The organism is Fulvivirga lutea (assembly GCF_017068455.1).
GTDB lineage: Bacteria > Bacteroidota > Bacteroidia > Cytophagales > Cyclobacteriaceae > Fulvivirga > Fulvivirga lutea.
In genome coordinates this window covers 1,196,733-1,218,710 of record NZ_CP070608.1, presented here as the reverse complement: position 1 = coordinate 1,218,710, position 21,978 = coordinate 1,196,733, and the positions used below count along the sequence as shown (strand labels likewise).

Genomic DNA, 21,978 nt, shown 5'->3' with positions numbered 1-21,978 from the left:
TAAATGGGTTTAGAAAAAAACCAATTAACAATTACGTCACCACAAACGAATACGATTCGAAGGGGTCTGATTAATAGGATAAGATCGCTTCTTAGCCAGATGGCGGACCGCGATGACGAAAAGAAATACTTTGCCGTAGCCAATAGTTTTATTTTCTTTGGGGGTTCAAATCATTTAACATATGAAATTACTAGAAGGAAAAACTGCCCTGATTACTGGTGCATCAAAAGGAATAGGAAGATCTATCGCACAAAAATTTGCTGAACAAGGAGCAAATGTAGCGTTCACATATTTATCAAGCGTAGAAAAAGGTCAGGCTTTAGAGCAAGAGCTTGCTTCTGCTGGTATTAAAGCTAAAGGGTATAGAAGTGATGCTTCTGACTTTAATGCTGCACAAGAATTAATTGATAATGTAGTTGCTGACTTTGGTTCTTTAGATATTTTGGTGAACAATGCAGGTATCACTAAAGACAATCTTTTACTAAGATTAAATGAAGCTGACTGGGATGATGTAATCAACATCAACTTAAAATCTTGTTTCAACACCGTGAAAGCGGCTACCAAAACCATGATGAAGCAAAGAGGTGGTTCTATCATCAACATGACTTCAGTAGTAGGCCTGAAAGGTAATGCCGGTCAGGCAAATTACGCGGCTTCTAAAGCTGGTATTTTAGGCTTTACTAAGTCAGTGGCGTTAGAATTAGGTTCTCGAGGTATTCGTTCAAATGCCATCGCTCCTGGTTTTATTGAAACTGAAATGACAGAAGTATTGGATGAGAAAACTGTTCAAGGCTGGAGAGATGCTATTCCATTAAAAAGAGGTGGTAGCCCAGAAGATGTTGCTAATGCGTGTGTTTTCTTAGGTTCTGACATGTCTGCTTACATCACCGGCCAAACTATTCAGGTTGATGGTGGCATGTTGACTTAAAATTTAAAAAGCCTTTTCAAAATGTAACTGTCACCCTGAACTTGATTCAGGGTCTCTTAGATTTGACTACCTCGGAAGAATGAGATTCCAAATCAAGTTTGGAATGACAAGGGTTTTTGAAAAGGCTTTTTGCTTTTCTATTCCTACCTTTAACCCATGCGGTTAGTTTCCCATCCTGTACTTTGCAACTACTATGTTACCTATCGCTGTAATGCCAAATGTGGCTTTTGCGATATCTGGGAGAAACCTTCTCCGTACATTACACTAGATAATTTTGAAGAGAATCTAACTCACCTGAAAAAACTTGGAGTAAAAGTTATCGACCTGACTGGTGGAGAACCGTTATTACATCGGGAGATCGATCAACTCCTAAAATTGGCCAAAGAAAAAGGGTTTATTACAACACTCACTACCAACGGCCTCCTATATCCAAAATGGGCAGCAAGGCTAAAAGGATTAGTGGATATGCTGCATTTTTCGCTTGATTCACCTCACAAGGAAGAACATAATAATTCCCGCGGAGTGGATTGCTTCGAACATGTGATGGAGTCTATTCGAATAGCAAAAGATTTAGGTGAAAGGCCAGATATTCTTTTTACTGTTTTTGAAGAGAATGTGGATCAGATAGAAACAGTTTATAAGAACATATGCGAACCCAATAACCTGGTTCTCATTCTCAATCCTGTGTTTGATTATAATGATGTAGAAACCGGTCAATCTTTGAGTGAGGGTACACTAGAGAAATTATCAAATTGGGGAAAAAAGAAGAATGTTTACCTCAATGAGGCATTCATTACATTGAGAAAAGATGGTGGTAATCACGTAACAAATCCGATTTGTAAAGCAGCCAGCAGTACCATAGTTATTTCCCCGGAAAATGAATTGGTACTGCCATGCTATCACCTTGGTTTAAAGGCTTTTAAAATTGAGAACAACCTGGCTGAACTTTATAGTTCTGAAGAAGTTCAAAAGTTGGTGGCTTTGGAAGGCAAACTCCCCGAATGCGAAGGTTGTACTATCAACTGCTACATGCAGCCTTCTTTTGCAGTTGAAATGAACAAATACTTTTGGAAGGCTTTGCCGAGTACTATCAAATACAATCGCCTCAAAGGCACTTGGCGGGCATTGATTTAATCATATTTTAGGACGTCATGTCGACAACAGGAGACATCTTACTAAATGATTTTGTCGATACTAACTTAGTAAGGTCCCTCAATTCTTTCGGGATGACTAAACCAACACATTAGTTTTGCAATTTTTAATCACCTCTTGTAGTTTCACCATTCTAAAAATTTGAACTATGAGATTTCTTGTTGCAGGACTCCTTATTTGGTCATTCAATGCAGTTGCACAAAACAAAACATTAACTCACGATGATTTCGATCGCTGGAATCAAATAAACTCTTCACAGATCAGTCCGGATGGTGAATTGATAGTTTACGAATTACAACCTGGAAAAGGCGATGGCTCTTTACATATTACTTCACCTAATGGCAAAAATTTACTAGATGTACCCCGTGGTGAAGGAGCCAAAATCTCATGGGATTCCAAGTATGTAGTTTTCAAAATAAAGCCGCAGCATGCTGACGTTATCGAACTGCGAAGAAAGAAAACGGATGAAGATAAAATGCCGAAAGATTCCCTCGGAATTTATGATGTGGCTAAAAAAGAGCTAACTAAAATAGCTCGGGTAAGAGGTTTTGATTTACCAAAAGAATCGACTGGAATGCTAGCCTATTACCTGGAGCAAGAATTACCCGCAAAAGATGATAAATCAGATACCACGAAAAAGAAAGAAGAGCCAAAGCCTTCCAAAGCAGTTAGTAAAGACAATGGCTTTCATCTGGTTATAAGAAGCCTTAACTCAGGCACTCGGGATACACTTGAATATATTACAGACCACCAATTAGCCAAGCGCAGCAATAACTTTATCTACCATACATCGGGCAAAGACTCAACCATATTGGAAGGTGTGTATTACTACGATTTTGCCAATAAAACGAGCCGACCATTATGCAGAACTAAAGGAAAATACAAGCAATTAGCGATTGCAGAAGATGGTTTGCAAGTAGCTTTTTTATCTGATTTGGATACAACCAAAGCCTTGATTAGGGATTTTGAATTGCGCCATTGGAATATGGGTAAAGATTCCGCTATGGTTATTGCCAAAAAAGGCACGGAAGGCATCCCTTCAGACTGGCTCGTGAGTGAACATGGCAAATTAAATTTTTCTGAAAGTGGTAGCCGACTGTTTTTCGGCACAGCCCCGGCACCTGCTGTTCAGGACACTACTTTACTGCCCGAAGAAATCATACAGGTAGAAGTTTGGAACTACAAAAACTCAAGGTTACATACACAGCAAAATATGGAGTTGGATGATGATAAAAAGAAATCATACCTGGCCTATTTTGATACACTAGGTGAGAAAATTATCCAATTAGGAAGCAAAGAAATTCCTGACGTAAGTATCGCTAACCATGGCGAGTCGGAATATGCGTTGGGCTCATCATATTTGCCTTATTTGAAAAACATTTCATGGGATGGTTTTCCGTTGCGCTATGATATCTATTCGATCGATGTGGCCACTGGAAAAGCTACATTAGCTAAAAAAGATCTTCTGGGTGAACCTGGGTTATCTGCAGAAGGTAATTACTTGTATTGGTTTAATGCTGCCGATACTACATGGAACAGTTACCACAATGAATCGGGTAAGTCATTTGTGCTTACAAAAGACATCCCAGTGACTTTGGCTGATGAAGAGAATGACTACCCAAATTATCCTGATCAATATGGAGCTGCTGGCTGGACAAAAGGTGATCAACATTTCCTGGTGTACGACAGATTTGATATTTGGAAACTAGACCCTCAAAGTAATGCTCATCCAGTTAATATTACGAACGGACGATCAAACCAAATTGAATATCGATTTGAAGATTTAGATAAAGACGAGGCTGCCATCGACCCATCAACTATGGTACTTCATACATTCAACGAAAGCACAAAAGATGAAGGTTATGCCATTATGAAAAACTTTGAAGCACCAAAGCAAGCCATTCAAAAAGCAGCCAAATTCACCAACCTAAAAAAGGCAAAGAATGCTGAAACGCTTACTTACCAAATGGGCAATCATCAAACATTTTATGATGTTAGAGCTACTAATTTATCATTTAAAAAACCCATCCAAATTAGTGATGCCAATCCTCAGCAGAAGGACTACGCATGGGGTACGGTGGAACTCGTTAGCTGGACAACTCCGGATAGTTTACCATTACAAGGCTTAGTTTATAAGCCGGCTAATTTCGATCCAAATAAGAAATACCCGATGATTGTTAACTTCTATCGATTAAGCTCTGATGATTTGCATGATCATTGGGGTGTATTTCCTCACCGATCTACGGTAAACGCTGCCTTCTATGCTAACAGAGGCTATGTAGTCTTTAATCCTGATGTGCGTTACGAGGTTGGTAACCCGGGAAAAAGCGCTCTTAATTGCGTAGTATCAGGCACCAAGTACATGATAGATCAGGGTTATGTAGATGAAGACAAAATTGGCTTGCAAGGTCATAGTTGGGGTGGATATCAGATATCTTATATCATAACTCAAACGGATATGTTTGCCTGTGCAGAAGCAGGTGCGGTGGTGTCGAATATGATCAGTGCGTATGGTGGCATCAGGTGGTGGACAGGCTTAAGCCGAATGTTCCAATACGAACATGGCCAGAGCCGAATAGGTGCCACACTTTGGGAAAAGCCAGACCTATACATTGAGAATTCACCCATTTTCTATGCTGATAAGGTAAATACCCCATTGCTATTGTTACACAACGATGCAGACGGTCATGTGCCATGGTATCAGGGCATTGAATATTATGTAGCGCTAAGAAGATTGAACAAACCGGTTTGGATGTTGAATTATAAAGGCGAACCGCACTGGCCAACCAAATGGGAAAACAAACGTGATTTTAACATTCGTATGAACCAGTTTTTCGATCATTATTTAATGGACAAACCCATGCCGCAATGGATGGCTGAAGGTATTCCTGCTACGGAAGTGGGAATTAATAAAGGGTTAGAGTTGGTGAAGGAATAGTTTATTAGTTCAATGTTCTATATTCACTGTTGAAAGCCGTTACTGGATGAGCGTGAAAAAAAATATCAACCTGGAATTCAGTTGTCCAGAGAATCTCAACTCTATGGAACCAACCATGGACGGATTCAACTGCAACAAATGCTCGAAAGAACTTATTGACTTTAGGAATAAATCTGATGAAGAAATCCAACGGATAATTTCAAAGTCATTAAACCCAATATGTGGAGTTTTTAAGCGGTCTCAGTTGAGTCACAGGTTTTTGAAATACGCTGCTGCTACATTTATTGCAACTGCCACTTCGATTAACATTAACGCTCAAACCAAAGAACTAGATAGTTTGGAGCTCGAATATGCAATTGACTCACTAATACAAACCGAATTCGAAGATAATGACATCCCATTTCTCGGAATCATTGTGGAAACTCAAGCCGAACCAATTGGCGGATATCCCAAATTCTTCGAAGCAATTTCTAAAGCGGTAAAATATCCAGCCGAACTTAAAGAGAAAGGTAGAGTCTTTATCCAATTCACAGTTGACACTCTAGGTCAAATGGACGAATTCAAAATCGTAAGGGGCTACAATGAACTTGCGGATCAGGCTACCTTAAACGCTTTAAAGAATCTGAACTTCCCCTTCAGCCCTGCTGAACAAAGAGGAAAACCGGTAAGAACTCGTTTGGTAATTCCTGTAACATTTGATCCAAAAACTGAGGAATAAACGGCTCTCAACAAGCGCTCACCCATAACAATTAAATTATTTCCAGTACAACTATCTCAAAATCAGAATTTTACAATTATTAGAACTTTGAACTTAAAACTTTCAATTAAAAAAAATTTGGAAACCTAAAATTCCGTAACTACGTTTACACCATCAATTCGATAAGCTCATCTGAGTAAATCGATTTATAAAGAAGCGTGGAGAGACAGGCTCAAAGAAGCGCTAGCAACCATCGAAACCAAAAGTAGAAAGGTGCTAAATCCTGATCCCAAGAATGTTTGCCGAGTGGCCGACAAGGGAGAATATAAATTGATAACAATGAAAAGATCAATTCAACACCAAACAGGATTACTTGCCACATTTCAAAGAAGTCTCAACTCTTTGATGCAATCTCCTTATTCAATGTCGTGTTGCTGTTGCTGTAACAGCATGGCGCGCTGTTGTTAGTCACAGCAACCTTCGCCTTTGGGTGAATTTCGATTAGTTTTCTTTCTTTTTTACTGTCACCCTGAACTTCCTGCCCGTACCATTCAGGCGGGGATTCAGGGTCTCGACAAATGATGGAATCAGATTTTGAAATCAATTCAGAATGACAATTTCATCAAAAGGAGATAGCACATCCAATCCAAATCCTCACCCTCCCAAAATCACATTTACAACATTATTAATTACGAGAAAAAATGTCAAAGACATTGAACTTTTCGGTGCGCTCAAGGAGTGAATCACCAGCAAAAACGAACATCAACGTAAGAGGTTTTAACCTTACTGTAGACGAACCCGAAGCCCTTGGTGGAACTGACCTGGCGCCCAATCCGGTAGAATATATTCTTGCGGGTTATGCAGGCTGCATCAATGTGGTAGCCCACATTGTCGCCAAAGAGCAAAACATCAATCTAAAAGATTTAGAAATAGATATCGATGGCGACTTAGACCCCGCAAGGCTTTTCGGCACCTCTTTTACCGAAAGGGCAGGTTACAAAAACATTCAGGTAAACCTTAAAACTTCAACCAAACTCAACGAAGGTCAACGGGTAAAATGGCTCAAAGAAATTGAGTACAGATGCCCCGTAAATGACAATCTGAGCAACAAAACGCCTATTAAATTTTTATTAACCCCTAACAATTAGAAAACATGTCAACACAATTAAATTTTGAAACACTACAGCTACACGCTGGATACGAAAATGTAGAAGAGAGCACACGTTCAAGAGCGGTGCCTTTGTACCAAACTTCATCTTATACCTTTAAAAATGCTGAGCATGGCGCGAATCTTTTTGCGCTTAAGGAGTTTGGCAACATCTACACCCGAATTATGAATCCAACCACCGATGTGTTTGAAAAGCGCATCGCAGCATTGGAAGGCGGAGTGGCTGCTTTAGCAGTGGGTTCCGGGCAAGCGGCCCAGTTTATAGCGCTTAATAACATTCTTAGAGCTGGAGATAATTTTGTTTCCACCTCCTTTTTGTACGGTGGAACTTATAATCAATTTAAAGTTGCATTCAAGCGGTTAGGCATTGAAGTGCGATTTGCCGAGAGTGATAAAGCAGAACATTTCTCCCAACTCATCGATGAGAATACGAAAGCCATTTATTTGGAAACCATAGGTAATCCCGGTTTTAACGTACCTGATTTTGATGCCATTGCAGAGCTGGCCAACAAACACGACATTCCTTTGGTTGTGGACAACACCTTTGGTGCTGGCGGTTATTTATTCAGACCTATTGAACATGGTGCCGCAGTGGTTACTGCCTCTGCTACTAAATGGATTGGCGGACATGGTACATCTATCGGTGGCGTAATTATCGACTCTGGTAATTTCAATTGGGGCAATGGTAAATTCCCTGATTTTACTGAGCCATCAGAAGGGTATCATGGCCTAAAATTCTGGGATACATTTGGCTTCGATAATCCGTTAGGTTTACCAAACATCGCTTTCGCCATTCGAGCAAGAGTAGAAGGTTTGCGAGATTTCGGTCCTGCATTAAGTCCATTTAACTCTTTCTTGCTTTTACAGGGGTTGGAAACTCTTTCTCTGAGAGTGCAACGTACTGTAGATAATGCACTTGAATTGGCCAAGTGGTTAGATGCACATCCGTTGGTAGAATCAGTGAACTACCCCGGATTAGAGACCAGTAGCTACCATGCACTTGCTAAAAAGTACCTGAAAAATGGTTTTGGTGGTGTATTGTCTTTTGTCATTAAAGGAGGCAAAGAAGAAGCAACAAAGTTTATTGATAGCCTTGAATTGGTAAGTCATTTAGCTAATGTGGGAGATGCAAAAACACTGATCATTCAACCATCAGCCACTACCCATCAGCAGCTAAGTGAAGAGGAGCAACTGTCTTCCGGGGTTTTACCAAACCTTCTAAGAATATCTGTTGGAATAGAACATATCGATGACATTAAAAATGATTTAGCCAATGCCTTCAGTAAAATCAGAAGCACAGAGCACGCAAAAGTCTAAGGTTGAGTTGTTCAATTTCGATCAAGAGTTTGGGTTAGAGAGCGGAAGTTCTCTGCCCGAGCTTAAGATCGCTTACACGACCCATGGAAAATTAAATGCCGCTAAGAACAATGTAGTTTGGGTTTTCCATGCCTTAACAGCCAATGCCGATCCAACAGAATGGTGGCCGGATATTGTAGGAAAAAACAAAGTCATCAATACTGACGAACACTTTATAGTTTGTGCCAATATTTTAGGTTCCTGCTATGGTACCACCGGGCCCGATAGTATTGAACCGGTGAGTGGCGAAAAGTATGGATTAGATTTTCCCCTAATCACCATTAAGGATATAGTCAGGGCACATGAGTTATTGCGTCAACATTTGGGCATCATTAAAATTAAGCTAGGAATAGGTGGTTCCATGGGTGGCCATCAACTATTAGAATGGGCCATAGACTCGCCCAGCTTATTTGAAAATATTTATTTGATTGCCACCAATGCGCATCACTCTGCCTGGGGTATTGCTTTTAATTCAGCTCAACGCTTGGCACTGGAAGCGGACCCAACCCTGGCTTATAAATATGAAGGTGCTGGTGAAAAAGGGTTAAAAGCAGCACGAGCTATCGCCATGCTGTCTTATCGCAACCAAAACACATACAGAAAAACACAGAGCGATTTTGAAGATAAAATTGATGGCTTTAAAGCAGATAGCTATCAGGCATATCAGGGAGAAAAACTAGTGAGACGGTTTAGCCCACAAGCGTATTGGACTCTAAGCAAAGCGATGGACAGCCACAATGTTGGCCGTGGAAGAAAATCGGTTCGAAATGCATTAACAAAAGTGAAGGCCAATACCATTGTTGCTGGTATTAAAAGTGACATCCTTTTCCCTTTTGCTGAGCAGCGATTTATTGCAAAGAATATAAAAAATGCCCGTTTCGAATTGATTGATTCTTTATACGGACACGATGGATTCCTTATTGAATCTGAAAAAATTAAAAATCACTTATTAAAGCTTTTAAAATGACAAAGATAAATATAGGTCTGTTTGGTTTTGGATGTGTGGGGCAAGGTTTCCATGAAATCTTAACAGATAAAAATGACCCTAACTTTCATATAAAGAAAATAGTGGTCAAGAATGAAAATAAGCCGAGATCAGCTCCAAAAGAATTATTTTCAGTAGATGCTGAAGACATTTTCAACGATGGTGACATCAACTTAATCGTTGAACTGATTGACGATGCTGAGAAAGCTTTTGAGCTTGTAAAAAGAGCATTAGTTAGAGAAATTCCAGTTATTTCTGCTAATAAAAAGATGATAGCAGCTCATCTTGAAGAACTCAATGAGTTCCAGGAAAAATATAATGTACCATTTTTGTATGAAGGCGCAGTTTGTGGTAGCGTTCCTATTCTACAAACTCTTGAAAATTATTACCAAAATGATCATATCAAAGAAATTAGAGGTATTTTCAATGGCTCCACTAACTATATTTTATCGAAGGTGCTCAATGAGAACCTGAGTTATGAATCGGCCTTAAAATCCGCACAGGAACTGGGTTTTGCGGAAACTGACCCAACGTTAGATGTTGGCGGTTTTGATCCCTCTTACAAGTTGGCCATTTTAATAAAGCATGCCTTTGGTATTTCTTTTAACCCTAACCATGTGATTAGATTTGGTATCGATCAACTTTCCACAACGCTGCTAGATTATGCCAAAGCCAATGGATTAAAAGTGAAGCTGATTGCCCGCAGTGCCATTAAAAATGGTCAGTTGTCTGCTATGGTTGTTCCACATTTAGTGAGTGAAGCAGACGAGGAGTTTAGCATTGAAAATGAATTCAATTCAGTAACCATAAAAACTGAATATTCAGGTAATCAATTATTGGTAGGCAAAGGTGCTGGTAAACTTCCAACCGGATTGGCCGTCTACAATGATTTGAAAAATTTGAGTAAAGGATTTCGATATGAGTATAAGGAATCATTGGCTAGTTTGAGTGATGACGTATTCACTGTATTTATTAAGTACGAGCATAGTAATTTCATAGTAAAGCTATTTGATCAGGTTATTGAACACAATCTTACCAAAGGAGATAGCTATGTTATCGGAAAAATATCGCCAAGTAAATTGAAATCATTAAAAAGTTTTGATGACTTATCCGTAGGTGTATTTAGTGAAAATGCGATTAAAAAGGCGCTATTGAGTACTTCTTACAGCTATGCAGTGTAGGTGGTTGAAAGGGATTTGGGGATGTGTTTATTCTTTGAATTTTAAATCTTTACAATTATAGTTTTAAACATTTCCTCAATATATTTGTAGTCCTATTTAGCGAAGATTTAATTAGAAAGAAATCATCAAATTCATATGACTACGGTAATTATAACCTCAATTGTCGCATTTACAGCAATCATTCTTTTACTTGTTTTAATCCTGCTGTTTGCGCAATCTAAACTTGTGCAAACGGGTCCGGTAAACATTGTTATAAATGGCGATACTGATAATCCTATAACAACTTCTGCAGGCTCGACCTTGCTTTCTACACTTTCAGCACAGAAGATATTCTTACCATCAGCTTGTGGCGGTGGCGGTACTTGTGCTATGTGCAAGTGCGTGGTTGAAGATGGCGGTGGAGATGTACTACCTACTGAAGTTGGACATTTAAGCAGAGCAGAGCAAAAAGAAAATGTGCGTCTTTCTTGCCAGGTAAAAGTAAAGCAAGACATGAACATCAGAATTCCTGAAGAAATTTTCGGAATTAAGAAATGGGAATGCGAAGTGGTATCTAACTACAACGTTTCTACCTTCATTAAGGAATTTGTGATGAAGTTACCTGAAGGCGAAACATTAGATTTCGAAGCAGGTGGTTACGTTCAGATCGATGTACCTGCTATTGAGGTAGATTTCAAAACAATGGACATTACTCCTAAACCTGAGCTTGGGCACCCGGATGATAAATACAAAGAAGATTGGGATAACTTCAACTTATGGGATTTAACCATGAAGAATGATGAGCCAATCTTTAGAGCATATTCAATGGCTAACCACCCTGCTGAAGGAAACATTGTTATGTTGAATATCCGTATTGCTACTCCACCATGGGATAGAGATGCAGGCAAATGGATGGATGTAAACCCTGGTATTTGTTCTTCTTATGTATTCTCTAGAAAACCGGGTGATAAAGTTACAATCTCTGGCCCTTACGGTGAGTTTGCTATTAACTACACTGATAGAGAAATGATCTACATTGGTGGTGGTGCTGGTATGGCTCCGCTAAGAGCACAGATTTTCCACCTTTTCCATACAGAAAAAACTGATAGAAAAGTTTCTTACTGGTATGGTGGACGTTCTAAAAAAGAATTATTCTATACAAATCACTTCAGAAAAATTGAAGATGAATTCCCTAACTTCCAATTCAACATAGCTCTGTCTGAGCCTTTGGAAGAAGATAATTGGAAAATAAAAAAATCACTGGATGATAGAGAGGCTGATGGCTACACCGGTTTCATTCACCAAGCTCTTTATGACAATTATTTAAAAGATCATCCGGAGCCTGAAGAAGTAGAATACTACCTATGCGGACCTCCTTTGATGAACGCTGCGGTATTGAAGATGTTGGATGAGATGGGTATTCCACCAGAAAACATCCGATTCGATGACTTCGGAGGTTAACCGATAAAAGATTAAAAAACCCTGACGATAACCGTCAGGGTTTTTTGTTAATTACTCAAAATTGTATTTTAGGATCAAATTCAACCGATGGATCTAAAGATATTTTTCTCCCCATTAGATGAGGATTTATTCTCGCACATAAGAAGCTCAAACAGCTTCTATAAAAACATCAAATACAACATTGATAAAATGCCCAGCTTTAAAGGGGCTGACATGGCTATTGTTGGTGTTAATGAAGAAAGAGGAACCCTTACCAACAAGGGAACTGCCAAGGCTGCGGATGAAATTCGTAAGAAATTGTATGCACTAAAAAAGGGTACAGGTAAATATAAGATTGTTGATTTAGGAAACATTCGTCCGGGCATGGACTTAGACGAGACCTCCGGCAGATTGACAGAAGTTTGTGCAGCGCTAATACAAAATAATGTGTTGCCTATAATTATTGGCGGTTCTCATGATCTTGATTATGGACAATACAAGGCTTATGAGGGCATGGAGAAGTTGATTAGCTTGTTAAATGTTGATGCCTTTTTGGATATGGAAGAAGGGGTAAGCGAACCAGAAAGTGACAAACACATTCATAAAATATTATTACATGAACCTAATTATTTATTCAATTATAGCCATCTGGCGTATCAGAGCTATTTAATAGATCAGAGTTCAATAAATATTTTAGAAAAACTTTATTTCGAAGCTTATCGAATTGGCCATTTACGCTCCAATATTTCTGAAATGGAGCCAATTATTCGTAATGCAGATATGCTGTCTTTCGATATATCGGCCATCAAATCATCTGATGCTCCAGGCAATGCTAATGCGCAGCCCTTCGGTCTAACAGGCGAAGAAGCCTGCCAGATAACATGGTATGCAGGTATTAACGAAAAACTTAGCTCAGCAGGGTTTTACGATTACAATCCTGACAAAGATGATGAGTCAAAAAAGACAGCTTCAGTAGTAGCAACCATGATCTGGTATTTTATTGAAGGTTATTATCACAGAAAAAAAGAGCAAAATTTTAAAACAAACGACTACCTGAAATTCGTGGTTTCCATGCCGGGGGATCCTGATGCTCTAAACTTTTATAAGAGTAAATTGAGTGAAAAATGGTGGCTAGAAGTGCCTTACCCACAAGGTAAAGATAAGTATGCGCGTAATTGCATCATTCCATGTAGCTACTCCGATTACCAAACGGCAACCAAAGGAGAAATCCCTGAAAGGTATATTACCACACATGCTAAGTTGATATGATTATAAGCGTTATTGGCATAGGCGAAGTAGGTAGCACCGTAGTTAGTTTGCTTTTACAGAAATACCAAAATACGGTTCTCAACCTGATCGATATTGCTCAAATTGATGGTCGATATCTTGATTTGTTTCATGCCGGTAGTTTTAATAACAATACCGTTATCGTTAATAATGAAAAGGCCTTAAATAATTCTGATTACATCATTTATGCGGCTGGATATAGTAATACGATTGAACAAAGCAGAAATAGTGTAGCAAAAGAGAATAAAAAATTAATTGGGGAAATATTCTCCCAAATAACTCCTAAGGCTGAAACTGTAATTATCGCTGTAACTAACCCTGTAGAGTTAGTAGCTCAATGGATTAGTGAGCATTATGATCATAAATTAATGGTATTGGGCAGCGGCACATGTTTAGATACTTATCGTTTGAACTACCTCCTTTCGAAGCATGCTAAGGTTCCTATCAATGAGGTAGAATCATTAGTACTTGGTGAGCATGGCGACAATATGGTTCCTGTTTACTCAGTTTCATCCATTAATGGCCAGCCAGTTAGTAATTATTTTTCAGCAAAGGAATTAGAGGATATTTCGAATGAACTTAAACTGTCAGCTAGAAAAATTCGTGAGACGGAAACAGCAACTAAATATGGCATTGCCCAGTGTGTAATGCACATTCTGGAATGGATAGATCGAAAGGACTTTATTTTACCCGTTTCGATGCCAATTAATCGAGAATACAAGGAGCTACTGGATTTGAAAGAAGACATATTTTTCTCCCAACCCTGTACATGGCTGGGCGAAGAACTAATAACTCAGCCTTTAGAATTTAACGAAAAAGAAATAGGCGAACTAAAGTCCGCCTATCGCTCAATTTTCAATCATCACTAAACCTATTCTTTATTACTTACTGCATTATCAGGGTCGCTGCCATTGATAATCGTAATCTTCATATCCTGAATCGATTGATCATTTAATCCCAATGGATTATCTGATAAATTAAAAAACAGTGTCTCTTGAATAAATGCCTCACACAAATCTCCATTCGCATTGTGATTTAAAATAACACCGAAATCGTAAGGGTAAATAGTTATAATGGCATCAGGCCAAATCAATTCAAACTCATGCGATTGACAGCCACCGGCATACCCAACCTCCACAAGAAGACTATCCGACACTACACTCACTTTATAAATTGTAAATTCATCAGATGTTCCATTGCCCTCTTGAATATCTTCAAGAGCATCTTCAAATCGCAAGTCTCCAGAATAGTTAGAAGTTTTCGATTCTTTTGAAACACTTGGGTTATCATCATCTGAACATGAGAATGCCAAAAATGACATCATGATTATTATGAATGGTAGTCTTTTCATTTTTTTTGTTTTATTTAAGTCTATATCCCTAAGACACACTAAAGGCTTAAATGGTTGGAATATAAAATTTCAGGCTTAACTGTTTAGTTAGCCACTAATCATTATTGATAAAAAACATGGTAAAAAATTTAATAGTTTGGATTTATGATTGCGAAATATATTATAACTCCCTATTCAGTATTGCTTTGCCTTGTAGGCGTATCGCTTCTCTTCATGGGAGATGAAATCACCGAAGTAGCTGACCTCCCTCAATCTGACATACACACAATCTTAATTGCTTCACTCATGTTTGGTTTTGGATTGGTTAATTGGCATTCTAAAAATTTAACAGTCGGTGGAATTTACGGTAGACCCTTGGTGATAGGAAATTTAGCACATTGTCTGATTGGTTCCATCTCGTTTGTCAAGCTGGCCTACAAGAATCCAAGTGCACTGATAGTAATTTTGGCATGTATTTACAGTGTCTTTGCTTTGTTATTCACCTACCTGATGTACATACCCCCGAAACCTAATAATAATTAAGGTTAGATTGTGTTAAATAACAGTTAATGACCATTTTTGTGGTTTATTTAGCTACAGTCAGAATGAGGTTATCGCAAATAGCAAGAAAATTAGGGGTTACACAGACGGATATAAATGAACTTTTGGCAAAAAAGGGATTTGAAACACCTGAAGGGGGAAACTCCAAACTCACCGAGGAGCAAGTAACGGCTCTTTACAAGCATTTTGATGTAACTGTATTTACAGAACCAGAAGAGCTAAAAAAGTTAGAGCCTGAAGTAGCAGAAGAGGAGCAAAGTGATGAGCCTGACGAAGAGGTAAAAGCTGAAGCTACCGAGGAAAGTGACAGTACTGTTGATGAGGAACTACGAGATGAGCCAAAAGAAGAGCCAGTAATTGAAAAAAAGGAAATTAAAGAAATTACCATAGACGATATTACGGAAGATAATATTCCTTCTTTTGATGTTGTGAGGGCTAAAAAGGTGAAGCTAGAAGGTATTAAAGTTGTAGGTAAAATTGACCTGCCTGAACCTAAACCCAAGCAAGAAAAGCAGGAGAAAAAGGAAGAAGAAGACAACTCTGATAATAGACGAAGCCCTAGAAGAAATAAGAAATTCGATAAGCGGAACAATCGTAGAAAGAGAGAACCTCTTTCTTTTGAACAAAAACAAAAGCTTGAGGAGAAAAAGAGACGCAAAGAAAAAGAAGAGCGCGAAAAGAAGTTAAAAGAAAAGAAAAAAGCCTACTTCGAGCAAAATATAAAGCCAAAACAAAAAGAAGTGGAAAAGGCTGCTAAAAAGAGAAAAAAGAAAAAAGAGTTAGAAGCAGCCTCAAAACCTCAGAGAACAAAGCTTACTACAAAGAACCCCTTTAAGAGATTTTGGCAATGGTTGAATGATCCGTATGCTTGAAACAATGAGCAAATTTCAATTAACAATGCACAATAAGATACCATTAATTGTTAATTGTACATCGTCAATTGCTAATTGATAGAACCCATCACCCTCTTCATAAAGCCGTTGAGCGCTTCTTTGCGATCTGTTCCTTTTTTTATGTCTTTACTTACCTCTAGCGCACCATAAAGGTTAGAAAGTAACTCTCCTACTACTTCCATCTCCTCATCTTTCATTCCAGGAGCTTCGGCAAGATTTTCAAGCAACTCTATAGTTTCAACAATCCAGTCCTCATCGTGGGTATCAACAAACTCTACTATATGTTTTATTAGTGGTAATCTCATAGTCTGATATTTATGGCTGCAAATCTGTTGATTATGCCCGACTATTCCCTGGTTTTATAATCATTAAAACCAATAACTCTATAAATGAAACTGATTATGCTTTAGGAATGGTTAATGTAAAGGTTGTGCCTTCTTTTACCTTGCTGTGTACTTCGATTTTAACGTTGTTCTTAGAAGCATATTCATAACATAGAACTAGACCTAACCCGGTTCCTTTTTCCCCTGCTGTACCCACACGCGATTTAACATGTAACTCGAATAGACTATTTAATAATTCATCCGACATTCCCTCACCAGTATCCTTTATCGTTAAGAATACTTGATTTTCTGACTGGCTGCCCCTTAAAGAAACTTCACCATGTTCGTTTGTATATTTAATGGCATTATTGAGTAAGTTTCTGATGATGATACTCAATTGATCCTTATCAGCCTTCACTATGCTGTTCTCTGATTTCTCAAGTGATAAAACTATATTTTTTTGCTCTGCCACACTTTGGAAAACGCTCACCAATTCGTCCAATACCCCATTCAAATCGAATTCGACAGGTTCGGTTTTAACATTTTGCATTTGCAGTTTTGCCCACTCAATCAGGTTTTCGGTCATTTTTAATGTTGCGTCTACATTTGTTTTTAATTGACCTATCATTTCAGCTACTTCTTCTTTGCTCATACTGTCATAATGTTTGGTCACCAAATCTGAAAATGCTAAGAGTGAGTGGAGTGGGCTCCGCATGTCATGAGATACCACAGAAAACATTTTATCTTTCGTAGCATTCAATTCTTCTAACTCTTCAGACTTATTCTTTATTTGCTCTTTTTGAATTTCAAGTTGGGTATTCGATTTCTTTAATTTTCTAAAACTAATCAGAACGAAAATGACTGAAGCGGCAGCTATAAGAGCTAGAAATCCAATAGTAAATATCAATTTCTTTTGATAGGCTATAACATCTTCAGAAATCTGCTTTTCCTTTAATAAATATTCATTTTCAAGATTTGTTCTTAAAGAATTATAAGCCGCGTCTATTAGTCCTTCCATATCTGACCGTGATGCTGATTTCATTGAATCTGATAATCTTCTGTACTTACTCATATACTCTTCCGCATATTCATAATTTTTGGTAGTCATATATAACTCAACGAGTCTGAAATAAATGTTAGAAAGCTCTTTACTTAGACTATAATTTTGAGCGTACATTAAACTTCTTTTCAAAAGTTTTAGCTCCTCTTCCAAATTATTTTCTTTTTCATAAATCTTTGCCAGGTTAATAAAAGATTCAAGTGTCGCCTGCTTTTGGGAATTGCTTCCTAGTTTATCTGAAATTTCAATCGCTTTTGATAAGTAGTATTTGGCGGAATCATAATCCTGCTCCTTAGAATAAATTAGACCCATTGCTTTGAATGAAAATGTTTGGGCTAACTCATTTCCAATTTTATCATTAATAATAATGGAAGTATGTAGTAATTTTTTGGCTTTATCGAGGCTATCCAAATAATACAGGGCTTCTCCATAATTTAAGCATGTTATGGCGTATCTGTACTCAGGTCCGTTTGCTTTAAAATAGTTATGTGAAAGTCTGTGATACTCTGCCGATTTGGAATGCAGGCCTTGTAACCTGTATAAGTTACCCATAGTGATGTGGTTATTTGCCAGGCCCTGTAAATCGCCTTGTTGCTCAAAAATCTGCCTGGCTTTAAGTCCCATCTCCGTTGATAATGAAAACAATCCTTGAGCAGCGTAAATGGAAGATTGAATACGGTAGGAATAGGCCAGATCAATATCACTATTAATTTCTTTTGCAATTTGCTCCGATAATTTAGCAAACTTCATCGCTTCATTATCGTCTACATAAACCAATTCTCTACCTAACGTATACGTTATCTTAACGCGCTGTGAGTCGGGCAAGTCTGTTTGTAATAAAGATTTTAGGCTATCTATTTTAATGAATTGCCCCCTTAGATTGCCCGAATGGCAAACTAACAAAGCACAAAAAGACAGTATTGCTAAATAATGTTTAAACACTAAGTTACAAGATAACGCTCAAAGGCCTTATTTAAAACAATCTGGTCGGTAGGAATTCAAATAAATAAGAAAACTCTAATTATAAATTATTAAAGTAATATTAAGAATATTTTAAAATAGGAATCCCATTCTTACATAAGCCAATGTCTCTTCTTCGGATGCGCCTACTTCGAATGACAATACTGTTAAGTTGAAAGGTTCAATCCATATTCCACCACCTATGCCACGATGCCATTTGTCTGAGTTCTCTCCATCCACCCAAACTCTACCAACATCATGAAAGCCGAGAATACCAACCGTAGCCGGTAGGATGTAGCCTTTCACACTAAACAGTTTCAATCGAGCCTCTACATTGGAGAAAAATGCTTCATCACCGTAAAATCTAGTTTTTCGATACCCTCTTATTTGCTCTCTACCACCTAACGTTTGCCCTCTGAAAAATGGATAGTCGCCAAAGTTAATACCCCAGCCAACTCGTGCTGCAAAAGTGAGCTTAGCGGGTATTTTAAAACTATGATAAACCGACAACTCGGTATTATACTGATGGAAATCATCTGTAGCATCATCGATACCATAGAGTGTATTGATTTTATTAGTCCATAAAAGGCCTGAAACGGGGTTCTTTATATTCTTCCGAGTATCAACATCTAATCTCAAACCACCACCCATGTAATTAACCGTTTGCTCGTTCTCTAAATTGGTATTAGGGAGAAAAACATCGGTTACAAAGCGATTTTCATTGGCACCCTGATCTAATTCCCAGCTGACAAAGTCATGAGTTATTCCTATTCTGGCGAGAGAACCAATGGGGCGGAAAAAGCCAACTTCATAGGATATTTCCTCAAATCTTAGTCGATAATAGTCAATAGCTCTGTTTACATCAACGGTTTCATCTATATCTTGATCAAACTTGGATTCATTTCCATAACCAAAGAAGTTATTAACAAAATTAGGCACCAAAAAACTTACGTTTGTTTCCAGGTCCCACTTACGAATAACATCAGTAAACTGTCCCAGGTAATTAAAATTATAGGCCTGGGTATTTATAGCATAGCTACCTAATACTTTGTGCTTCGATTTAAATGGCTCTTTTCTAAAACCATGATTAGTGTAAACGAATCCTCCACCTAGATAAACACCGTCATCGGGGTTAAAATTACCAGTGAGCAATGGCATCAATACATTATACTGAAATGCCTTACGGTTATAGTTATTAACATCCTCATTGTTAGATAATCTGTTTTTACTTTCTGAGTTCAACTTTAACTTATTACCCTCTTTGGTGTCATAAAAGATATTTTTCTTACCAAATCCGCCCACTTTGGAGTCATCATCCAGTTCATCATCACCATCACCACCAATTACTCTGATCTTTATTCCTTTAGGACTTTCACCCTCAATTTCAATTTCGTCATCACCTCCCAAGGCATAAAGTCGGATTTCCTTTGTTTCGTCATACTTAAAAGTGCGCTCAAAGATGGTATGCTTCTTATCACCATCTTTTTTCATTTTTCTTACTTGAACATGCACATCGCCATTTGGTAATCGCGTGGCCACAAAATTCTCATGCTTGTCGCTCCCAACCACATCCACTTCTTTGGCAAGAAAAAGATAATGGCTAATGGCAGATTCAGTGATATTATCTCTTCTTGCCTTTAGTCTTCTGATAACCCTTTCACCATGCAAATCATAAATAGGTTTAGGCCATTTTTTAATAGCGGATTCAATTTTTTCATCGGTTAAATCTCTTTTCAATTGTTCAGCAGCTTCAATCCAATCTTCCCTTTCCAATCCGGTCAGGAAAGACCTATCGAAGTATCTGGCGTTAAAGGAAAGACCCGAGGGCCAATCAATATCTTCATCGAAGCCTTCAAACTTTGGCAGTGCCCATTTGCGTTTCCAAATACCTGGGAAAAACCCCTCATTTACGAAAAATACCTGATCTCTATCACGCGGAATTGGACGATACCTATTACCCTTACCTTCATCAATTTCTGACCAGCGCCACTGATCATCGTGCCTGTCCCAATCACCAATGATCATATCAAATAACCTCGACTTCACAACAAACTTCTGATCCACATAATGATCATTGTCTTCCTGCAGGTTCTCCAATACCTTAGAAGTACTTTCAATATCTGGTGAGTTTCCAAAAAAGTCGGCATCTGACCAGTCTTTGGATGGCCGCTCTTCATAGAGAGCCAACGTGTTGGCGAATGTTGCCTGGTACTTTCCAAAACGAGGATCATCCGGGATGAAAACCAATTGTGGGTTAGTATGATAAATTCCTGCGGCTTCGGCAAGATATGGTACTACAAATGCGCCATATGGGTGCGATGCAGAAATCTGGTCTTGCACCAAATCCTGAGCAAAAGTATTTCTCAAAAAAGGAGGGATGGCACCAGCAGCAAATTTTTCTATGGACCTAAGTACATACTGTTTACCGTCTTTTGCTTCTAAACGGAGCGATTTTGTTTGCTGCCCACCACCTCGTTGTACGATCTTTAGCCCGCCATGCTCTGTACCTATATCAAAAACAGGAACTTCTAAATCCTGCTGCCAAACATCTCTGTAATTAGCCCCAAAGAGACGTTTATGTCCTTTTCCAGCTTCATACTGGTCGCTTGCATGAGTCACATACACGCTATCTTCCAAATCGTACTTTTTGGCAAATTCTTCTCCCGTAAGTTTTGGTGCATACGGTTTGTTCATCAAAGATTTTGAGAAAGCTTTACTACCATCATGCCTCCAATACTCAACCTTTACTTCCCCATCAGAGTAGAACAGCAACTTAGCAAAGCCATTAACAGATTCAGCATACTCGGCAAAGCCTTTTTTCTTCACATAAGTTGTCTTGCTGCCAGAACCACTGACTATATAGTGGATCGAATTGTTGAATGAATATTGTAAAGAATGTTCATGACCTGCGACATGGATAACATTAGGGTATTGTTCCAATGTTTCTACCAAGGCATTTCGCATGCCTTTATATTTAGGATTCGGTATATCCTGCACGCTACCAAAAACTGCCCGATAAAATGGATAAAAAGCGCCAACTACAGGTGGCATTAAAAAATGTTTGAATGGAAAAACTCCACCATGCTCGCCATAGGTATACATTGGATGATGCGTTGCCACGACTACTTTTCGGTGTGTATTTAATGCTAATATCTGATCGAGTGCCAATAGCACATCAAGCGGAGTATTGAAATCGCAGCCACCTATTTCATTCGTTGGTTTATCCCACCCATGAAGAAACCATTGCGTATCGATAATTACCAATAATAATTCATCAGAAAGATTCACCTCCACAGGCCCGGGACAGCCATCATTTGGAATAAACACATTGGCACTGTCCAATCGGTCTTCTACATAATCTTCTTGACGCTGCACCTGATCCCAACCGATTTTTCGGCCTTGAGCCCAATCGTGATTACCCGGAATAAAATAGGCATTTCCATTGAATTTTTTTGCCAGTTCAATCTGAGCATTAATGGCCTCTTCAGCTGCTATCCTTGACTCACTTTGAGCAGTTGGCATGCCTTGCTGATAAATGTTATCACCAAGAAAAACAAGGCCCTCGTTTTGGCCATTTATCTGTTCGGAAATAACCTGAAAGTTGCTTGTCTGGCCATCAGTAACTTTACCCGCATCACCCACAAGGTACAAAGTATAAGAAACCTGTTTCTGTGCGGTAGATTGAATGAATGTAAAAACACCAAGAAAAACACAAAAAATTACTGAAAATGCTTTCATGA

Annotated in this window: 17 protein-coding genes and 1 riboswitch; of the genes, 13 read left to right on the top strand and 4 right to left on the bottom strand. The window is 38.5% G+C overall.

Annotated elements, in window-relative coordinates; genetic code table 11:
* The first annotated feature begins 181 nt into the window (after positions 1-181).
* From fabG to JR347_RS05535, 11 genes are all read left to right on the top strand, one after another.
* Positions 182-928, top strand: a complete 747-nt coding sequence (fabG, locus tag JR347_RS05585) for a 3-oxoacyl-[acyl-carrier-protein] reductase (protein WP_205723066.1) — start codon at positions 182-184, stop codon at positions 926-928.
* A 156-nt stretch (positions 929-1,084) separates the two neighbouring features.
* On the top strand, positions 1,085-2,062 hold the full coding sequence (locus tag JR347_RS05580) for a radical SAM protein (RefSeq protein ID WP_205723065.1): 978 nt from the start codon (positions 1,085-1,087) through the stop codon (positions 2,060-2,062).
* A gap of 166 nt (positions 2,063-2,228) precedes the next feature.
* Entirely contained in the window at positions 2,229-5,018 is a 2,790-nt protein-coding gene (locus JR347_RS05575; protein WP_205723064.1) for an alpha/beta hydrolase family protein, read from the top strand.
* 46 nt (positions 5,019-5,064) lie between these two features.
* Positions 5,065-5,736 (top strand): energy transducer TonB, encoded by a 672-nt coding sequence (locus tag JR347_RS05570; RefSeq protein ID WP_205723063.1) that lies wholly within the window; start codon positions 5,065-5,067, stop codon positions 5,734-5,736.
* A gap of 182 nt (positions 5,737-5,918) precedes the next feature.
* A riboswitch (SAM riboswitch) is annotated at positions 5,919-6,047 on the top strand.
* Between the two features lie 369 nt (positions 6,048-6,416).
* Entirely contained in the window at positions 6,417-6,863 is a 447-nt protein-coding gene (locus JR347_RS05565; RefSeq protein WP_205723062.1) for an OsmC family protein, read from the top strand.
* Positions 6,864-6,868: 5 nt separating this feature from the next.
* Positions 6,869-8,200: an O-acetylhomoserine aminocarboxypropyltransferase/cysteine synthase family protein gene (locus JR347_RS05560; RefSeq protein WP_205723061.1), complete on the top strand. Its 1,332-nt coding sequence runs from the start codon at positions 6,869-6,871 to the stop codon at positions 8,198-8,200.
* Positions 8,157-9,206 (top strand): homoserine O-acetyltransferase family protein, encoded by a 1,050-nt coding sequence (locus JR347_RS05555; protein ID WP_205723060.1) that lies wholly within the window; start codon positions 8,157-8,159, stop codon positions 9,204-9,206. Before JR347_RS05560 ends, JR347_RS05555 begins: the two co-directional genes overlap by 44 nt.
* Positions 9,203-10,405: a homoserine dehydrogenase gene (locus tag JR347_RS05550; RefSeq protein ID WP_205723059.1), complete on the top strand. Its 1,203-nt coding sequence runs from the start codon at positions 9,203-9,205 to the stop codon at positions 10,403-10,405. Before JR347_RS05555 ends, JR347_RS05550 begins: the two co-directional genes overlap by 4 nt.
* A 135-nt stretch (positions 10,406-10,540) precedes the next feature.
* Positions 10,541-11,845, top strand: coding sequence for an NADH:ubiquinone reductase (Na(+)-transporting) subunit F (gene nqrF / locus JR347_RS05545; RefSeq protein WP_205723058.1), 1,305 nt, complete (start codon positions 10,541-10,543; stop codon positions 11,843-11,845).
* 87 nt (positions 11,846-11,932) lie between these two features.
* Positions 11,933-13,093, top strand: coding sequence for a formimidoylglutamase (locus JR347_RS05540; RefSeq protein WP_205723057.1), 1,161 nt, complete (start codon positions 11,933-11,935; stop codon positions 13,091-13,093).
* On the top strand, positions 13,090-13,980 hold the full coding sequence (locus JR347_RS05535; RefSeq protein ID WP_205723056.1) for a malate dehydrogenase: 891 nt from the start codon (positions 13,090-13,092) through the stop codon (positions 13,978-13,980). The genes JR347_RS05540 and JR347_RS05535 overlap by 4 nt, the downstream gene beginning before the upstream one ends.
* 2 nt (positions 13,981-13,982) lie before the next feature.
* Here the strand turns inward: JR347_RS05535 and JR347_RS05530 are convergent, their stop codons facing one another.
* Positions 13,983-14,462, bottom strand: a complete 480-nt coding sequence (locus tag JR347_RS05530; RefSeq protein ID WP_205723055.1) for a hypothetical protein — start codon at positions 14,460-14,462, stop codon at positions 13,983-13,985.
* A gap of 144 nt (positions 14,463-14,606) precedes the next feature.
* Between JR347_RS05530 and JR347_RS05525 the strand changes: the two genes are divergently transcribed.
* Positions 14,607-14,984 carry a hypothetical protein gene (locus JR347_RS05525; RefSeq protein ID WP_205723054.1) on the top strand — a complete coding sequence of 126 codons (378 nt, stop codon included), beginning with the start codon at positions 14,607-14,609 and terminating at the stop codon, positions 14,982-14,984.
* Between the two features lie 26 nt (positions 14,985-15,010).
* Positions 15,011-15,874: a translation initiation factor IF-2 N-terminal domain-containing protein gene (locus tag JR347_RS05520; RefSeq protein WP_205723053.1), complete on the top strand. Its 864-nt coding sequence runs from the start codon at positions 15,011-15,013 to the stop codon at positions 15,872-15,874.
* A gap of 71 nt (positions 15,875-15,945) precedes the next feature.
* Here JR347_RS05520 and JR347_RS05515 read toward each other — a convergent pair whose 3' ends face one another.
* From JR347_RS05515 to JR347_RS05505, 3 genes are all read right to left on the bottom strand, one after another.
* A complete protein-coding gene (locus tag JR347_RS05515; RefSeq protein ID WP_205723052.1) occupies positions 15,946-16,200 on the bottom strand; it encodes a DUF6952 family protein in 255 nt (84 codons plus the stop codon).
* A 94-nt stretch (positions 16,201-16,294) separates the two neighbouring features.
* Positions 16,295-18,103, bottom strand: coding sequence for an ATP-binding protein (locus tag JR347_RS05510; protein WP_205723051.1), 1,809 nt, complete (start codon positions 18,101-18,103; stop codon positions 16,295-16,297).
* Between the two features lie 228 nt (positions 18,104-18,331).
* Positions 18,332-21,976: a BamA/TamA family outer membrane protein gene (locus JR347_RS05505; RefSeq protein ID WP_205723050.1), complete on the bottom strand. Its 3,645-nt coding sequence runs from the start codon at positions 21,974-21,976 to the stop codon at positions 18,332-18,334.
* Between the last annotated feature and the right edge of the window lie 2 nt (positions 21,977-21,978).

Coding starts and splice junctions, on each gene's coding strand:
- JR347_RS05530 (WP_205723055.1), bottom strand. CDS start 14,462: ATGAAAAGACTACCATTCATAATAATCATGATGTCATTTTTGGCATTC.
- JR347_RS05535 (WP_205723056.1), top strand. CDS start 13,090: ATGATTATAAGCGTTATTGGCATAGGCGAAGTAGGTAGCACCGTAGTT.
- JR347_RS05560 (WP_205723061.1), top strand. CDS start 6,869: ATGTCAACACAATTAAATTTTGAAACACTACAGCTACACGCTGGATAC.
- JR347_RS05580 (WP_205723065.1), top strand. CDS start 1,085: ATGCGGTTAGTTTCCCATCCTGTACTTTGCAACTACTATGTTACCTAT.
- JR347_RS05515 (WP_205723052.1), bottom strand. CDS start 16,200: ATGAGATTACCACTAATAAAACATATAGTAGAGTTTGTTGATACCCAC.
- JR347_RS05540 (WP_205723057.1), top strand. CDS start 11,933: ATGGATCTAAAGATATTTTTCTCCCCATTAGATGAGGATTTATTCTCG.
- JR347_RS05575 (WP_205723064.1), top strand. CDS start 2,229: ATGAGATTTCTTGTTGCAGGACTCCTTATTTGGTCATTCAATGCAGTT.
- JR347_RS05520 (WP_205723053.1), top strand. CDS start 15,011: ATGACCATTTTTGTGGTTTATTTAGCTACAGTCAGAATGAGGTTATCG.
- nqrF (WP_205723058.1), top strand. CDS start 10,541: ATGACTACGGTAATTATAACCTCAATTGTCGCATTTACAGCAATCATT.
- JR347_RS05570 (WP_205723063.1), top strand. CDS start 5,065: ATGAGCGTGAAAAAAAATATCAACCTGGAATTCAGTTGTCCAGAGAAT.
- JR347_RS05550 (WP_205723059.1), top strand. CDS start 9,203: ATGACAAAGATAAATATAGGTCTGTTTGGTTTTGGATGTGTGGGGCAA.
- JR347_RS05555 (WP_205723060.1), top strand. CDS start 8,157: ATGCCTTCAGTAAAATCAGAAGCACAGAGCACGCAAAAGTCTAAGGTT.
- JR347_RS05565 (WP_205723062.1), top strand. CDS start 6,417: ATGTCAAAGACATTGAACTTTTCGGTGCGCTCAAGGAGTGAATCACCA.
- fabG (WP_205723066.1), top strand. CDS start 182: ATGAAATTACTAGAAGGAAAAACTGCCCTGATTACTGGTGCATCAAAA.
- JR347_RS05505 (WP_205723050.1), bottom strand. CDS start 21,976: ATGAAAGCATTTTCAGTAATTTTTTGTGTTTTTCTTGGTGTTTTTACA.
- JR347_RS05525 (WP_205723054.1), top strand. CDS start 14,607: ATGATTGCGAAATATATTATAACTCCCTATTCAGTATTGCTTTGCCTT.